The organism is Acidovorax sp. SRB_14 (assembly GCF_012932145.1).
Taxonomy (GTDB): Bacteria; Pseudomonadota; Gammaproteobacteria; order Burkholderiales; family Burkholderiaceae_C; genus Simplicispira.
Genome location: NZ_MWOK01000004.1, coordinates 153,889 through 170,138 on the forward strand (window position 1 = coordinate 153,889; position 16,250 = coordinate 170,138).

Genomic DNA, 16,250 nt, shown 5'->3' on the forward strand with positions numbered 1-16,250 from the left:
CGCCATCGCTCCCCGGCCGTGCCGTCCAGCGGGCGCTCCAGTGCGCGGCCCGAATCGCTCGCCCGCCGGTCGATTTCGACGCATTTGTCGGCATTGGACTACAGCCTGTCGGGCGCCAGGCGACGCATGATTTTCGTGCTGTCGTTCACAGCTGGCCTGAAGGGGCGAAGCTCAGCCACACGAGGCACCGACATGACTTCATTGATGCTCGCCCGGATCCAGTTCGGTTTCACGATCTCGTTCCACATCTTGTTTCCAGCCCTGACCATCGGGTTGGCGAGCTATCTGGCGGTGCTGGAGGGCCTGTGGCTGCGCACGGGCCGCAAGGTCTACATCGACCTCTACCAGTTCTGGATCAAGGTGTTTGCGGTGGCCTTCGGAATGGGCGTGGTGTCGGGGCTGGTCATGGCCTACCAGTTCGGCACGAACTGGAGCAACTTTTCACGCTTTGCCGGGGGGGTCACGGGCCCGCTGCTCGCCTACGAGGTCCTGACGGCCTTCTTCCTCGAAGCCGGTTTTCTCGGCGTGATGCTGTTCGGGCGGGACCGTGTCGGGCCGGCGCTGCACTTCGTGTCGACGTTGGCGGTCGCGCTCGGAACGCTGGTCTCCGCCACCTGGATCCTGGCCTCGAACAGCTGGATGCAGACGCCCCAAGGCCACGAGATCATCCACGGGCGTGTCGTACCGGTCGACTGGCTGCGCGTGGTCCTGAACCCATCGTTTCCCTATCGCCTGGCGCACACCGTCGTCGCCTCGTACCTTGCGACCGCGCTCATGGTGGCGGGTGCCGCAGCCTGGCACCTGCTGGCGGGCCGCGACAACACCCGTGTGCGCACCATGCTGTCCATGGCCCTGTGGATGCTCCTGGCGGCCGCGCCGATCCAGGCGCTCATCGGCGACCAGCACGGGCTGAACACGCTCGAACACCAGCCCGCCAAGCTGGCGGCGATCGAGGGCCACTGGGAACGCACGCCCGAAGGCGCCGGGGTGCCGCTGAAACTGTTCGGCTGGCCGGACATGGAGGCGGAGGTGACGCGCTACGCGATCGAGATTCCCCGGGCCGGCAGCCTGCTGCTCGCACACAGCTGGGACGGGCAGATACCGGCGCTCAAGGACTTTCCGCCCGCAGACCGGCCGAACTCGACGGTGGTGTTCTGGACGTTCCGCGCCATGGTGGGGCTCGGTGTCCTGATGATTGCACTGGCCTTCTGGGGGCTGTGGCTGCGCCGGGGGCAGCGCATCTTCTCGCACCGCGCCTTCCTGCGCTTTGCGCTGGCGCTGTCGCCGGCCGGCCTGGTGGCGATCCTTGCAGGTTGGCTGACGACGGAAGTAGGCCGGCAACCCTGGATCGTGTATGGGGTCATGCGCACTGCCGAGGCGGTGTCGCCGCAGCATTCCGCGTCGCAGGTGGGCTTCACGCTCGGCCTCTTCGTGCTCGTCTATTTCGCGGTGTTCGGCGCGGGAACGGCCTATGGGCTGCGCCTGATCCGAAAAGGGCCCGCGAGCAACGGCGGCGACGCCCCGGTGCACGGTGGACCGGGGGAGCCGCGCCAGCCGATGCGCCCGCTGTCGGCGGCATCGGAGGGCATGGACGCAGTGGATGCGCTCGCAGCACCGGAGGTTCCCCATGGGCATTGATCTTCCTCTCATCTGGGCCGTCATCATTCTGTTCGGCATCATGATGTACGTGGTGATGGACGGCTTCGATCTGGGCATCGGCATCCTGTTCGCGCTCGTGCCCGCGACGGCGGACCGCGACGTGATGATGAACACGGTCGCCCCCGTGTGGGACGGAAACGAAACCTGGCTGGTGCTCGGCGGTGCGGGCCTGCTCGCGGCCTTCCCGCTCGCCTATGCGGTGATCCTCAGCGCGTTCTACCTGCCGTTGATCCTGATGCTGGTGGGTCTGGTCTTCCGCGGCGTCGCTTTCGAGTTCCGCTTCAAGGCCCACGCGGCGCGGCGCCACTGGTGGGACGCCGCGTTCATCGGTGGATCGCTGGCCGCCACGTTCTTCCAGGGCGTGACGCTGGGCGCCTTCCTCAGCGGGCTCACGGTGGTGGACGGCAACTTCGCAGGCGGCCCGTTCGATTGGATTTCGCCGTTTTCCGTGTTCACCGGGCTCGCGCTGGTGGCCGCCTATGCACTGCTCGGCGCCACGTGGCTCGTCATGAAGACTGAGGGCGACCTCCAGGAACGCATGCGCACGCTGGCCCGGCCGCTGGTGTGGGCGATGCTCGCGGTGATCGTCGCGTTGAGCGTGTGGACGCCGCTGGCCCACCCAGCCATCGCCGAGCGGTGGTTCTCGCTGCCCAACCTGCTGTACTTCGCGCCGGTGCCCCTGCTGGTGGCGGCCGTCGTCTGGCGCTTGCTGCAAACGCTGCGCGGCTCGACCCACGCCGGGCCGTTCGTCCTGACGCTGGCGCTGCTGTTTCTCGGCTACACGGGCCTGGGCATCAGTCTGTGGCCCAACATCATTCCTCCGGACATTTCGATCTGGCAAGCTGCCGGGCCGGCGCAAAGCCTGGGCTTCACCCTCGTGGGCGCGCTGCTGATCATTCCGATCATCCTGATGTACACGGCGTGGAGCTACTGGGTCTTCAGGGGCAAGGTGCGGCATGGCGACGGGTACCACTGAGTCGACGACACGCCTTTGGCTGCGGCGCTTGGCATGGCTCGTCGTTATCTGGCTGGCCAGCGTGGCTGCCCTGTTCCTGGTGGCCAGCGCGCTCCGGTACCTCATGGCAGCGGTGGGATTCTCGGCGTAGCGCGGGTGGGCCTGCAGGCCCTCCCTTTTCGGCCAACCCGACAGGCCTGGTTTGCCGCCCCCTGGAATTGGCCCATGCCGGCGGACGCAAAAAGGGCCTCTGAGGGCCCTTCTGCGCAACGGCGTGCGAAGGCCTTCAGCAGCCCGCAGGGCGGTTGGTCCGCATGGGCACGATGCCGTTGACGCGGATGGTGTTGTTGGAGCCATCGGTCGCGGTCATGGCGGTGTTCTCGAAGCGCACCTGGTCGCGGTCGCGCGCGACCACCGTGTTGTCGCTGCTGGCGATGGCGTATTCCTTGCCCGAGAAGGTCAGGAAGGCGGCATACAGGACATTCGCATTGGGCTGGTAGCGGATGTCGCCAAACGCCGTGGTGTCTGCGGCCACCTTGTTGGCGCCGTCGAATTTGAAGCTGCAGACTTCGGGCTGCGCACCGATGGGGTTCTTTTTGTCGACATCGGTGAGGTTCAGCGCGCCGTTGCCATAGATGCCGTTGATGCCTCCGAGCGTGGACGCGGTCACCGTGAGCACGCCGGGTTCGTTGCTGGGGGTCGGATCGCTGTCGTTGCCACCGCCGCAGGCGGCCAGCAGGACAGAAGCGGCCGCGGTGGCGGCGCACAGGTTGGCAAAAGGGTGGAAGGAGGTCATGGTGGGGCGTCCGGTAGGTGGATGAAACACGGAGCGACTGGGCAGATGCCGCAGGCCGCTCCTGCCTGGTCCCTATCGTCGGCGCGCACCGCCGCGCCCCCTGTGCGCGTGCGCCGGCAGTGGGCGTAGGACCGGCGCCGACACGCGCCCCGGCGGCGCCGTGTCAGCGGGACAGCACCGGCGCCAAGGCCGCGCCGGTGTGGGTGCCGCGCCGCACCACCCCTTCGGGCGTGTCGGCGGCCACGATGCGGCCGCCGGCGCTGCCGCCTTCGGGGCCCAGGTCGATGACCCAGTCGGCCTCGGCGATCACGTCGAGGTCGTGCTCGATCACCACCACGCTGTGGCCGCCATCGACCAGCCGGTGCAGCACGCGCAGCAGCTTGTCGACGTCGGCCATGTGCAGGCCCACGGTGGGCTCGTCGAGCACGTAGAGCGTGTGCGGCGCCTTGTTGCCGCGGCGTCCGACCTCGTCGCGCACCTTGGTCAGCTCGGTCACGAGCTTGATGCGCTGCGCCTCGCCGCCCGACAGCGTGGGCGAGGGCTGGCCGAGCGTCAGATAACCCAGTCCCACATCTTTCAATAACTGCAGCGGGTGCGCGATGTTCGGCATGGCGGCAAAGAAGTCCACCGCCTCGTCCACCTCCATTTGCAGCACGTCGCCGATGCTCTTGCCGCGCCAGGTCACGGCCAGCGTTTCGGGGTTGAAGCGCGCGCCGTGGCAGGCCTCGCACGGCACCTTCACGTCGGGCAGGAAGCTCATGGCGATGGTGCGTATGCCCTGGCCTTCGCAGCTATGGCAGCGGCCTTCGCCGGTGTTGAAGCTGAAGCGCCCGGCGGCGTAGCCGCGCGCCTTGGCCTCCAGGGTTTCGGCGAACAGCTTGCGCACCGTGTCCCAGAAGCCGATGTAGGTGGCGGGGCAGCTACGCGGCGTCTTGCCGATCGGCGTCTGGTCGACTTCGAGCACGCGGTCGATGGTCTCGAAGCCGGCCAAGCCCGTGCAGCCGACCAGCGCGGGCGCCCTGCCCGCGTCCATGGCGTCGCGCCCGGCCTTCGTGCTGCGCTGCTGCACCCAGGCCTGCACGTTGGTGAGCAGCACATCGCGCGCCAGCGTCGACTTGCCCGATCCGCTGACGCCCGCCACGGCGACCAGGCGGTGCAGCGGCACGCTGGCGGTGAGGTTCTGCAGGTTGTGCAGCTGCGCGCCGTACACCGTGAGCCAGCGCGTCGCTCCGTCCGTTTTTGGGTCTTTTTGGCCTGCAACGCTTGCTGTGCCTGCGATGTCAGCTATGGAATCAGGAGTCATGACAGGCCTGCGCGCCTGCAGCGGGTGGCGCATGGCGTGCAGCAGGTAGCGCCCGGTCTGCGAATCCGCCGCACCGGTGATGTCGGCCACGCGGCCCTCGGCCACCAGCCGGCCGCCGCGCTTGCCGGCGCTCGGACCGATGTCGATGATGTGATCGGCGCGCCGGATCGTGTCTTCGTCGTGCTCCACCACCACCAGGGTGTTGCCCTTGCTGCTGAGCTGGTGCAGGGCGTTGAGCAGGATCTGGTTGTCGCGCGCATGCAGGCCGATGGTCGGCTCGTCGAGCACATAGCACACGCCCTGCAGGTTGCTGCCCAGCTGCGCGGCCAGGCGGATGCGCTGCGCCTCGCCGCCGCTGAGCGTGGGCGCACCGCGGTCGAGCGTGAGGTAGCCCAGGCCCACTTCTTCAAGAAATTCGAGCCGGCTCTGGATCTCGGGCAGCAGGTCGCGCGCGATCTCGGCCTGGCGGCCCGTGAGCGCCAGCGCAGCCGCCCAGGCGCGGATGTCGGTCACCGACAGGCGCGCAATGTCGGTGATGGCCACGCCCGCGCGCCCGCTCGCGGCGTCTTCGCCAAACTGCACGGCGCGCGCCGTGGCGTTCAGCCGCGTGCCGTGGCAGGTCGTGCAGGCCAGGCCTTCGACGTCTTCGACCTCGGGCTCGGCAAAGGTCTGCTCGCGGCCCTTCTGGTCGTCGGCCAGCACCGAGTCGTCGAACACCTTGCGCTGCTCTTTGGTGAGCTGCACGCCCGTGCCGACGCAGTCGGGACACCAGCCGTGCTTGCTGTTGTAGCTGAACAGGCGCGGGTCGAGCTCGGCATAGCTCGTCGCGCAGACCGGGCAGGCGCGCTGGGTCGAGAACACCTGCAGCCGCCCGATGCCCGCGGTCGGCAGGCCGCCCTCCAGCGCCTCGGCCAGGCCGTCGAGGTGCGAGAGCACATGCACCACGCCCTTGCCGTGCGTGAGCGCCTGCGCCAACGCGATGCGCAGCAGCGCCTCGTTCTCGGGCCGCACATCGAGGCTCATCACCGGCAGCTCGATGGTGTGCTCCTTGAAGCGGTCGAGGCGCGGGAACGGCGCCGTCTGCACGAAGTGGCCATCGACGCGCAGGTGCGTGTGGCCGCGCGGGCGCGCCCAGTCAGCCAGCTCGGTGTAGACGCCCTTGCGGTTCAGCACCAGCGGAGCAAGCAGGCCGATGTGCTGGCCGCGGTAGTTCTGCAGCAGCTGCGCGGCGATGCTGTCGGTCGTTTGCGGCTGCACCGCCGCGCCGTCGTGCCTGCAGTGCTGCACGCCGAGCTTGACGTAGAGCAGGCGCAGATAGTGCCAGACCTCGGTGGTCGTGCCGACGGTGGACTTGCGGCCGCCGCGCGAGAGGCGCTGCTCGATCGCCACGGTGGGCGGAATGCCGTAGACCGCATCGACTTCGGGGCGCCCGGCCGGCTGCACGATGCTGCGCGCATAAGCGTTGAGCGATTCCAGGTAGCGGCGCTGGCCTTCGTTGAACAGGATGTCGAACGCCAGCGTGGACTTGCCCGAACCGCTGACCCCCGTGACCACACTGAACTGGCCGCGCGGAATGCTGACGCTTAGGCCCTTGAGGTTGTGCTCGCGCGCGTTCACGATGTCGATGGTGTTTTTGGCCTGCAGCGCTCTGCGGTACTGCGCCTGCAGCTCTCTTTTAAGGAGCACCGAAGTGTCTTCGTGCACCGCATGGCCCGCCGCGCCGATAGCCTGCGCGTAGTCGCGCAGCGCCGCGCCCGTGTGCGACGTGGCGTGTTCGCGCACCGCCTCGGGCGGCCCCTCGGCCACGACCCAGCCGCCGGCGTCGCCGCCCTCGGGGCCGAGGTCGATCAGCCAGTCGGAGGCAGCGATCACGTCGAGGTTGTGCTCGATCACGACCAGCGAATGGCCGGCGTCGAGCAGCTTGCCGAACGCGCGCATCAGCTTGGCGATGTCGTCGAAATGCAGGCCGGTGGTCGGTTCGTCGAACAGGAACAGCGTGCCCTTGCGCGCCAGCGGCTGGCGGCTGTTTGACGCGCTTTTGGCCGCGCCGGCCAGGAAACCCGCGAGCTTGAGCCGCTGCGCCTCGCCGCCGCTGAGCGTGGGCACGGGCTGGCCGAGCTTCACGTATTCGAGCCCGACATCGACGATGGGCTGCAGCGCGCGGACCACGTCGCGGTCTTTGGCGAACAGCGCCACGGCTTCGCTCACGGTGAGGTCGAGCACGTCGGCCACGTTGAGGGCCTTGCCGCCGCGCTCGATCGCCACCTGCAGGATTTCGGGCCGGTAGCGCTTGCCGTCGCAGTCGGGGCAGCGCAGGTAGACGTCGGAGAGAAACTGCATCTCGACATGCTCGAAGCCCGAGCCGCCGCAGGTCGGGCAGCGCCCGTCGCCGCTGTTGAAGCTGAACTTGCTCGCCGTGTAGCTGCGCTCGCGCGCGAGCGGCGCTGTGGCGAACAGCTCGCGCACGGTGTCCCAGGCGCCGACGTAGCTCACGGGATTCGAGCGCGCGGTCTTGCCGATCGGCGACTGGTCGACGAACACCACGTCGTTCAGGTGGTCGGCGCCGAGCAGGCGCTCGAATGCGCCGGGCGTTTCGGTGGCCTTGCCGAAGTGGCGCTGCAGCGCCGGCGCCAGCACGTCCTGGACCAGGCTCGACTTGCCCGAGCCGCTGACGCCGGTGATGGTGACCAGGCGCTGCAGCGGAAACTCGACCGCTACGTCCTTGAGGTTGTGCTCGCGCACGCCTTCGAGGATGAGGCGCGGCGTGGCGTCCGTCACGCGGCGCGCAAACGGTGCGCCGACCCGCTTGCGCCCGCCGAGGTACTGGCCCGTGAGCGTGTCGGCGCTGCGCAGCGCCTCGGGCGTGCCGTCGAACACGATGCGCCCGCCGCGCTCGCCCGGACCGGGTCCGAAGTCGATCACGCGGTCGGCCGCGAGCATCACGGCCGGGTCGTGTTCGACCACCACCAGGGTGTTGCCGGCATCGCGCAGGCGCAGCATGGCCTCGGTGATGCGGTGCATGTCGCGCGGGTGCAGGCCGATGCTGGGCTCGTCGAGCACGAACAGCGTGTTGACGAGCGAGGTGCCGAGCGCCGTGGTCAGATTGATGCGCTGCACCTCGCCGCCGCTGAGCGTGCGGCTTTGCCGGTCGAGCGTGAGGTAGCCGATGCCGACGTCGCACAGGTACCGAAGGCGCGTGGTGATTTCCGCGTGCAGCAGCTTGAGCGCCTGGGCGTCGCCGCTGCGCGCGTCGGCCGGGGCGGTTTTTGCCTCAAAACCGGCCGTAACGATTGCCCTGTCTGCGCTGTCAGCTATTGAATCAGGAGTCTCTGCGCTGGCCATGCGGTCGAAGAAGCGCCGCAATCGGTCGATCGGCAGCAGCATCAGGTCGTGCAGGCACAGGCCCGGCAGGGCTTCGAGCTGGGCGCGGCTCCACTGCACGCCCTGCGGCAGGAAGCGCTGCGCGGGCGGCAGCACGGCGTCGGCGTCCGCCTGGCTGCCGATGCGCCACAGCAGGCTCTCGGTCTTCAGGCGCGCGCCGCCGCAGCTGGGGCACGGCGTGTAGCTGCGGTACTTGGACAGCAGCACGCGGATGTGCATCTTGTAGGCCTTGGTTTCGAGGTACTCGAAGAAGCGCTTGATGCCGTACCACTGCTGGTTCCACTTGCCGTTCCAGTTCGGCGAGCCCTGGATGACCCAGTGCTGGTGCTCGTCGCTGAGGCGGTTCCACGGCGTGTCGCGCGGGATGCCGGCGGCTTCGGCGTGGCGCAGGAGGTCGTCCTGCGCTTCCTTCCACGCGGGTGTCTGCAGGGTCTTGATGGCGCCCGCGCGCAGCGTCTTTTTGGCGTCGGGGATCACCAGCCCGTAGTCCACGCCGATCACGCGTCCAAAGCCGCGGCAGGTCTCGCAGGCGCCCACCGCCGAGTTGAACGAGAACATCGACGCCAGAGGCTCGCTGTAGCGCAGGTCGCTGTCGGGGCAGTGCAGGCCGGTCGAAAACCGCCACACCTCAGGTTCGCCGCCGTCGGCCAGCCGGTAGACATTGAGCCGCCCGGCACCGCGCTTAAGCCCCACCTCGATCGCCTCGATGGCGCGCGCTTTTTCAGTGTTGCCGAGGCGAAAGCGGTCGGCCACCACGTCAAGCAGCTTGATGCCGCCCGATTCGCGCTCCGCCTGCACCTTGGTAAAGCCGCTGGCCGACAGCCACTGCGCGACTTCGTCGGCGCTGGTGTGGGCGGGCAGCTCCACGGGGAAGGTCAGCACGATGCGCGGATCGCCGGCGGCAACGCACAGGCGCTGCAGCTCGGCGTAAATGGTCTCGGGCGAATCGTGGCGCACGGGCTTCGCGGTCTGGCGATCGAACAGCTGGCCGGCGCGCGCGAACAGGAGCTTGAGGTGGTCGTTGAGCTCGGTCATCGTGCCCACGGTGGAGCGCGAGCTGCGCACCGGGTTGGTCTGGTCGATGGCGATGGCCGGCGGCACGCCATCGACCTTGTCCACGGCCGGCTTGTCCATGCGGTCGAGGAACTGGCGCGCGTAAGCGCTGAAGGTTTCGACGTAGCGGCGCTGGCCCTCGGCGTAGAGCGTGTCGAACACCAGGCTGGACTTGCCCGAGCCGCTCGGGCCGGTGACCACGGTGAGCTCGCCGGTGTGGAGGTCGAGGTCCAGGTTTTTCAGGTTGTGCTGGCGCGCGCCGCGGATGCGGATCAGTCCCTGGGTCATGGCAGACGGTCTTTCTGGGGGTAGGCGGAACATTCTAGAAGCCCGCCACACCGCCGGCGCCCCAGGCTCCGAATGGCCCCAGCCAGGGCTTGCGCCGGCGCAAGCGTGCGCCGACATCGCGCAAACCCGCTCACGCGCGCGCCTGGTTCTCTCCTAGACTGGGTCTTTTTTCACGGCAAAGGCAAGGCATGAATCACTGGAAGAGCTTCTGGATGGGCACAGCGTGCATGGCGTGGCTGGTGGGCGCAGCCCAGGCCCAGATCCTGGTCGGGCAGACGGTGGGCATCAGCGGCTCGGCGGCGGCCACCGTGAAGGAGTCGATGGGCGGTGCCGCGCTCTACATCAACCACATCAACGCCCAGGGCGGCGTGGCCGGCCAGAAGATCGAGGTGCTCTCGCTCGACGACAAGTTCGACCCGAAGCTCACGCTGGACAACACGCGCACCCTGATCGAGCAAAAAGGCGTGATCGCGCTGTTCATGACCCGCGGCACCCCGCACACCCAGGGCATCCTGCCGCTGCTCGAGCAACATGGCGTGCCGCTGGTGGGGCCGTCCACCGGGGCCATGGTGCTGCACCAGCCGCTGCAGAAGTACATCTTCAACGTGCGCGCGCCCTACCAGCGCGAGGTCGAAAAGGCCATCACGCACCTGAACACCCTGGGCGTGCAGCGCATCGGCGTGGTGCACGTGGACGACAGCTTTGGCGCCGACGGCCTGGCGGGCGCCCTGGCGGGCTTCAAGGCCAACCAGATCGAGGCCTTGTTCGTCGAGAAATTTGACCGCGCCAAGCCCGACTACAGCGCGCTGGCGCCGCGCGTGTCGCAAAAGCAGCCCCAGGCGGTGATCTTCATCGGCACGGGCGCCGCCGTGGTCGATGGCATCAAGGCGCTGCGCGGCGCCGGGGTGACGGGGCAGATCGTGACGCTGTCGAACAACGCCTCGGGCGGTTTCGTCAAGGCCCTGGGCGAACAGGCGCGCGGCGTGGTGGTGACCCAGGTGTTCCCATCGGAGCGCTCGATGAGCTACCCGGTGATCAAGGAAGCCATGGCACTGGCCAAGGCCCAGCACACCGGCGCCCTCACGCCCGCCATGGTGGAGGGCTTCGTGAACGCGAAGGTGCTGGTCGAGGGCCTGCGCCGCGCCGGCCCCAAGCCCGACCGCGCCCGCCTGCATGCGGCGCTGGAAAGCATGCGCAAATATGACCTGGGCGGCCTGGAGCTGAGCTACAGCAGCACCAGCCATACGGGCCTGGACTTTTCCGACCTGTCCATCATCGGCCAGGACGGCAGCTTCCGGCGCTGAGCCCGCCCGCGCAGGGATGCAAAAAAGGCCTCACACCTTCGCAGGTGTGGGGCCTTTGGCTTCCAACCCTGCCAGGCGGGCGGGCACACGGCCCGCCTGGCAAAGGCATCAGAAGTTGTGGCGAACGCCGACGGCGAGAGAACTGAAGTCCTGGCCAGAAGGCGCGCTGTAGTTTGCGTTCGCGCTGTTGTTCACGCGGGTGTAGTAGCCGTACACCTTGGTGCGCTTGCTCAGGTTGTAGTTGTAAGCCAGGGTGTACTGCGTGGCTCCCGAATCGGCCACATTGCTCCACTTATTGGCACGGCCCACGTTCAGGTGGAACTCGGAAGCGCCCAGGGCGTACATACCGGCCAAGCGGAAGTTGTTGCGGGTACCTGCACCGGTCGAAACCAATTGGTTCGCATCCTTGTTGCGCTGGTAGTAGCCACCCACCGTGAACTGGCCAATGGTGTACAGAGCGCGCAGCCCGAACTGGTTGTTGCTGTTCACCGCGCTGTAGCCAGCGCCCAGGGCCAGGGGGCCCATGTTGTAGTTGGCAGCCAGGTCGTAGCCGTTCTTGCCGCCGGAGGTTTGCTCGTGCAGGTTCACGGCAGCATCAACGGTCAGTCCGCCGAAGCTGGGGGTGCGGTAGCCCACCTTGTTCTTGGTGCCCAGGCCACCGAACCACACGGGGTCGTAGTACAGGGCGTCAGACGACGAACCGGTGTCGTGGTTGTGCATGCTGACGTAGTCGGCAGTGGCGTAGTAGGACTCGGGCGTGAAGTTGCCCAGGCGCACCATGCCGAAGCCGCCGGACAGGTTCACTTCGCTTTGGCGGCCAAAGGTGATCCCGCCGTTGGAACTGGGAAGGCCGGGCCAGCCCGTGCCAGCGCCGGTGTCCGAAGCAAAGCCGCTTTCGAGCTGGAAGCCAGCCTTCAGGCCGCCGCCCAGGTCTTCCGTACCCTTGAAACCAAAGCGCGAGGAGTTGTTGAAGAGGCCATTGACCTTGGTGTCACCTGTTTTTTGGTGTTCCACGGTGGTGTTCACGCGACCATACAGAGTGACGCTGCTCTGCGCGAGGGCAGCGCTGCTGCCCACAACTGCCAGCAGGGCCAGCAACAAACGACTTGGGTTTTGCATGTGATTTCCTTGAATGATCTTGACCATCGATGGGTAGGGCACGGTCTGCAGTTTTTGACTGATCAGTCCAAGGTGCATCTACCATCAAAATTTTAGGTTCAACCGCACTTCAGACCACAGTTTGGCGACGCCTTCATGACCAAAGTGATGCGTGGGCGCCACACGGGGACGCTTTGCGTCGCCCGGTTCTGCCGCTGGCCCCGCAATGGGACCAGCGGCAGCGCACTCAGTCGTCGGCGTAGATGTCCACGTCCTTGGTGTCGCGCAGGAACAGCGTGCCCACCACCAGCGTCATGCCGGCAATGATGATGGGGTACCACAAGCCGCTGTACATGTTGCCCGTCTGCGCCACGATGGCGAACGACATGGTGGGCAGCAGGCCGCCGAACCAGCCATTGCCGATGTGGTAGGGCAGGCTCATCGAGGTGTAGCGGATGCGCGTCGGGAACATTTCCACCAGGATGGCGGCAATGGGACCGTACACCATGGTCACCAGGATCACGAGGTAGGTCAGGATGACGATCATCATGACCTTGTTCATCTTGGCGGGGTCGGCCTTGGTCGGATAGCCGTCGGCCTTGAGCGTGTCGGCCACGGCCTTCTTGAACTCGGCGTCCTTCTTCTTGGCTTCGTCGGCGGCCAGGCCCTTCGACGCGTAGCTCGGGATGGTCACGTCGCCGATCTTGATGACCGCAGGCGTTCCGGCGGGTGCGTCTTCGCCGTCATAGCTGACCGAGCCGGCGGCCAGCACCTGCTTGGCGATGTCGCACGAGCTCGTGAACTTGGCCGTGCCCGTGGGGTTGAACTGGAACGAGCACTCCCTGGGGTCGGCCACGACCACGACCTTGTTCGCAGCCTGCGCCTGGGCGAGGTCGGGGTTGGCCGCTTCGGTCAGGGCCTTGAACACCGGGAAGTAGGTCAGCACGGCCAGCAGACAGCCCAGCATGATGATGGGCTTGCGGCCGATCTTGTCGGACAGCGTGCCAAAGATCACGAAGAACGGGGTGCCGATCAGCAGGGCCGCGGCGATCATCAGGTTGGCCGTGACGGCATCGACTTTGAGCTGCTGCGTCAGGAAGAACAGCGCATAGAACTGGCCCGTGTACCAGACCACGGCCTGGCCGGCCGTGAGGCCGATCAGCGCCAGGATGACGATCTTGAGGTTCTTCCACTGGCCGAAGGACTCGGACAGCGGCGCCTTGGAGGTGCGGCCCTCGGCCTTCATTTTCTGGAAGGCCGGCGACTCGGACAGCGACAGCCGGATCCACACCGACACCCCCAGCAGCAGGATGGACAGCAGGAACGGAATGCGCCAGCCCCAGTCGACAAAAGCTTCCTCGCCCATGAACGTGCGCGTGCCCAGGATCACCAGCAGCGACAGAAACAGGCCTAGCGTGGCCGTGGTCTGGATCCACGAGGTGTAGGCGCCGCGCTTGCCGTGCGGCGCGTGCTCAGCCACGTAGGTGGCGGCACCGCCGTACTCGCCGCCCAGTGCCAGGCCCTGCAGCATGCGCAGCGCGATCAGGATCACCGGCGCCGCCACGCCGATGCTGGCGTAGGTCGGCAGGATGCCCACGATGAAGGTGGACAGGCCCATGATCAGGATGGTGACCAGGAAGGTGTACTTGCGCCCGATCATGTCGCCCAAGCGACCGAACACCAGTGCGCCGAAGGGCCGCACGATGAAGCCGGCGGCAAAAGCCAGCAGCGCAAAGATGAACGCCGACTGCGGATCGAGGCCGCTGAAGAACTGCTTGGCGATGATGGCGGCGAGCGAGCCGTACAGGTAAAAGTCGTACCACTCGAACACGGTGCCGAGTGACGAAGCGAAGATGACTTTTCGCTCCTCTGCTGACATCGGCCTGGGAGCCGGGTGGCCGGCACCCAGGCTGGCGGCATTGATGGCCATGGTTTTGTCTCCTAAGTTTTATGGGGAACTACAGGCAGTGAAAAATTTACCTGTGGTTGCACTATCCGGTCGGGCACTGACGCCGCTCTGACGCGTTTCTTACAGAAGTTGACGGCAAACTTTCGCGGTCCTTACGGCTTTGGTAGTAACCCGGCCGTGCCTTTTCCCGATGTGAAAAAGGGGCACTTGGCAGGCCGTTGCGCGCCGGCACCGTGCAGCCAGGGCCGGCCCTGCGGCAGGCCGAGAAACCGCTGCGCACCCGCTGGCGGCCGCGCAGCGTAAGCACTTGGTCAGTGGGCGTTTGCAGAATCAAAAACCTGCGGACCGGTGCGCCGGCCTGCATGGCGGTTCCGCATCCACCCCGAGGAGAGACACCCATGAGCGACCCCATCGTCGACAGAATACAAAGGCACCCCAAGTACCTCGAGCTGCGCCGCAAGCGCAACCGCCTGGCCATCGTCCTGACGGCGTTGATGATGGTCGTGTACTACGGCTACATCGCGCTGATCGCCTTTGACAAGGAATTCCTGGCGCGCCCGATCGGCGCAGGCGTGACCTCGCTGGGCATTCCGATCGGTTTCGGCGTGATCGTCTTCACCATCGTGATCACCGGCATCTATGTGCGCCGCGCCAACGGCGAATTCGACAACCTGACCAAAGACATCCTGAAGGACGCATCGCAATGAACGCACGGCACAACAACGCAGGCGGCGCGTTGGCGCTGCTGGCCCTGCTGGCGGCGGCGGGCGGCGCCCATGCCGCCGGCGGCGACCTGGGCCAGTCCGCCAAGCAGGCGACCAACTGGACGGCCATCGTCATGTTTGCCGTCTTTGTCGCCGGCACGCTCTGGATCACCAAGTGGGCGGCCTCCAAGACCAAGTCGGCGTCCGACTTCTACACCGCTGGCGGCGGCATCACTGGCTTCCAGAATGGCCTGGCGATTGCCGGCGACTACATGTCGGCCGCGTCCTTCCTGGGCATTTCGGCGGCCGTGATGGCCTCGGGCTACGACGGCCTGATCTACTCGCTGGGCTTTCTCGTGGGCTGGCCCATCATCACCTTCCTGATGGCCGAGCGCCTGCGCAACCTGGGCAAGTTCACGTTTGCCGACGTGGCCGGCTACCGCTTCCAGCAGGGCCCGATCCGCGCGTTCGCCGCGTCGGGCACGCTGGTGGTGGTGGCGTTCTACCTGATCGCGCAGATGGTCGGCGCGGGCCAGCTCATCAAGCTGCTGTTTGGCCTCGAATACTGGATGGCCGTGGTCATCGTCGGCGCGCTGATGATGGTCTATGTGCTGTTCGGCGGCATGACCGCCACCACCTGGGTGCAGATCATCAAGGCCTGCCTGCTGCTGGCCGGCGTGACCTTCATGGCCTTCATGGTGCTCGCGCAGTTCGGCTTCAGCCCCGAGGCGCTGTTTGCGCGCGGCGTGGAGGTGCGCGCCGCCATTGCCGCCAACACCGGCAAGACACCCGAAGAGGCGGCCAAGGCCGGCCTGGCCATCATGGGGCCGGGCGGCTTCATCAAGGACCCGATTTCGGCCATCTCGTTCGGCATGGCGCTGATGTTCGGCACGGCCGGCCTGCCGCACATCCTGATGCGCTTCTTCACCGTGCCCGATGCCAAGCAGGCACGCAAGTCGGTGCTGTGGGCCACGACCTGGATCGGCTACTTCTACGTCCTGATCTTCATCATCGGCTTTGGTGCCATCACCCTGGTGCTCACCAACCCCGAGTTCGCGGATGTGGCCACGGGCGTGATCCACGGCGGCGCGGGCACGGCCAACATGGCGGCGGTGCTGGTGGCCAAGTCGGTGGGCGGCAATATCTTCTTCGGCTTCATCTCGGCCGTGGCCTTCGCGACCATCCTGGCCGTGGTCGCGGGCCTGACGCTCTCGGGCGCTTCGGCCGTGTCGCACGACCTGTACGCCACGGTGTTCAAGAAGGGCAAGGCCGACAGCGCCTCGGAGCTCAAGGTCTCGCGCATGACCACGCTGGCCCTGGGACTGATCGCCGTGGTGCTGGGCATCGTGTTCGAGAAGCAGAACATCGCGTTCATGGTGTCGTTGGCGTTCGCCATCGCGGCCTCGGCCAACTTCCCGGTGCTGTTCCTGTCGGTGCTCTGGAAGGACTGCACGACGCGCGGCGCGGTGATCGGCGGCTTCCTGGGCCTGATCTCGTCGGTGGGCCTGACCATCGTGTCGCCCTCGGTCTGGGAAGCCACGCTGGGCCACCCGGCCGGCTCGGCCTGGTTCCCCTACACCTCGCCCGCGCTGTTCTCGATGGCGATCGGCTTCATCGGCGTGTGGCTGTTCTCGATCACCGACCGCAGCGCCAACGCCGCGCGCGAACGCGCCGCCTTCCCGGCGCAGCAGGTGCGCTCGGAAACCGGCTTTGGCGCCTCGGGTGCCTCGGGCCACTGAGACGGCAACCCACCGGGCCCGGGGCGCACGCCCCGGTGCCGCGCCGTGTGCGCTCGGGCCG

Annotated in this window: 10 protein-coding genes; 6 read left to right on the forward strand and 4 right to left on the reverse strand. The window is 67.1% G+C overall.

Annotated features, from left to right (window positions below; genetic code table 11):
* The first annotated feature begins 192 nt into the window (after nt 1-192).
* The 3 genes from B2J86_RS04925 to B2J86_RS04935 are packed head-to-tail and all read left to right on the forward strand — an operon-like array spanning nt 193 to nt 2,765.
* Complete coding sequence (locus B2J86_RS04925) at nt 193-1,638, forward strand: cytochrome ubiquinol oxidase subunit I (protein WP_173024854.1); 1,446 nt, start codon at nt 193-195, stop codon at nt 1,636-1,638.
* Entirely contained in the window at nt 1,628-2,635 is a 1,008-nt protein-coding gene (gene cydB, locus B2J86_RS04930; protein ID WP_173024855.1) for a cytochrome d ubiquinol oxidase subunit II, read from the forward strand. Before B2J86_RS04925 ends, cydB begins: the two co-directional genes overlap by 11 nt.
* A complete protein-coding gene (locus B2J86_RS04935) occupies nt 2,616-2,765 on the forward strand; it encodes a DUF2474 domain-containing protein (protein WP_173024856.1) in 150 nt (49 codons plus the stop codon). The genes cydB and B2J86_RS04935 overlap by 20 nt, the downstream gene beginning before the upstream one ends.
* A gap of 135 nt (nt 2,766-2,900) precedes the next feature.
* Here B2J86_RS04935 and B2J86_RS04940 read toward each other — a convergent pair whose 3' ends face one another.
* Both B2J86_RS04940 and uvrA read right to left on the reverse strand, forming a co-directional pair.
* A complete protein-coding gene (locus B2J86_RS04940) occupies nt 2,901-3,410 on the reverse strand; it encodes a hypothetical protein (RefSeq protein WP_173024857.1) in 510 nt (169 codons plus the stop codon).
* Between the two features lie 163 nt (nt 3,411-3,573).
* Entirely contained in the window at nt 3,574-9,435 is a 5,862-nt protein-coding gene (uvrA, locus tag B2J86_RS04945; protein WP_173024858.1) for an excinuclease ABC subunit UvrA, read from the reverse strand.
* A 188-nt stretch (nt 9,436-9,623) separates the two neighbouring features.
* On the opposite strand from uvrA, the gene B2J86_RS04950 reads away from it, so the two are divergent.
* Nucleotides 9,624-10,739 carry an ABC transporter substrate-binding protein gene (locus B2J86_RS04950; RefSeq protein WP_169169630.1) on the forward strand — a complete coding sequence of 372 codons (1,116 nt, stop codon included), beginning with the start codon at nt 9,624-9,626 and terminating at the stop codon, nt 10,737-10,739.
* Nucleotides 10,740-10,847: 108 nt separating this feature from the next.
* Here B2J86_RS04950 and B2J86_RS04955 read toward each other — a convergent pair whose 3' ends face one another.
* On the reverse strand, nt 10,848-11,858 hold the full coding sequence (locus B2J86_RS04955) for a porin (protein WP_169169629.1): 1,011 nt from the start codon (nt 11,856-11,858) through the stop codon (nt 10,848-10,850).
* Between the two features lie 226 nt (nt 11,859-12,084).
* The gene (locus B2J86_RS04960) at nt 12,085-13,767 is read right to left on the reverse strand and encodes an MFS transporter (RefSeq protein WP_169169628.1); all 1,683 of its coding nucleotides are present in this window, start codon (nt 13,765-13,767) and stop codon (nt 12,085-12,087) included.
* A 377-nt stretch (nt 13,768-14,144) separates the two neighbouring features.
* Here B2J86_RS04960 and B2J86_RS04965 point away from each other — a divergent pair, with 377 nt between their 5' ends.
* Both B2J86_RS04965 and B2J86_RS04970 read left to right on the forward strand, forming a co-directional pair.
* On the forward strand, nt 14,145-14,453 hold the full coding sequence (locus B2J86_RS04965; RefSeq protein ID WP_169169627.1) for a DUF485 domain-containing protein: 309 nt from the start codon (nt 14,145-14,147) through the stop codon (nt 14,451-14,453).
* Nucleotides 14,450-16,189 (forward strand): cation acetate symporter, encoded by a 1,740-nt coding sequence (locus B2J86_RS04970; protein ID WP_173024859.1) that lies wholly within the window; start codon nt 14,450-14,452, stop codon nt 16,187-16,189. Before B2J86_RS04965 ends, B2J86_RS04970 begins: the two co-directional genes overlap by 4 nt.
* Nucleotides 16,190-16,250: the final 61 nt, after the last annotated feature.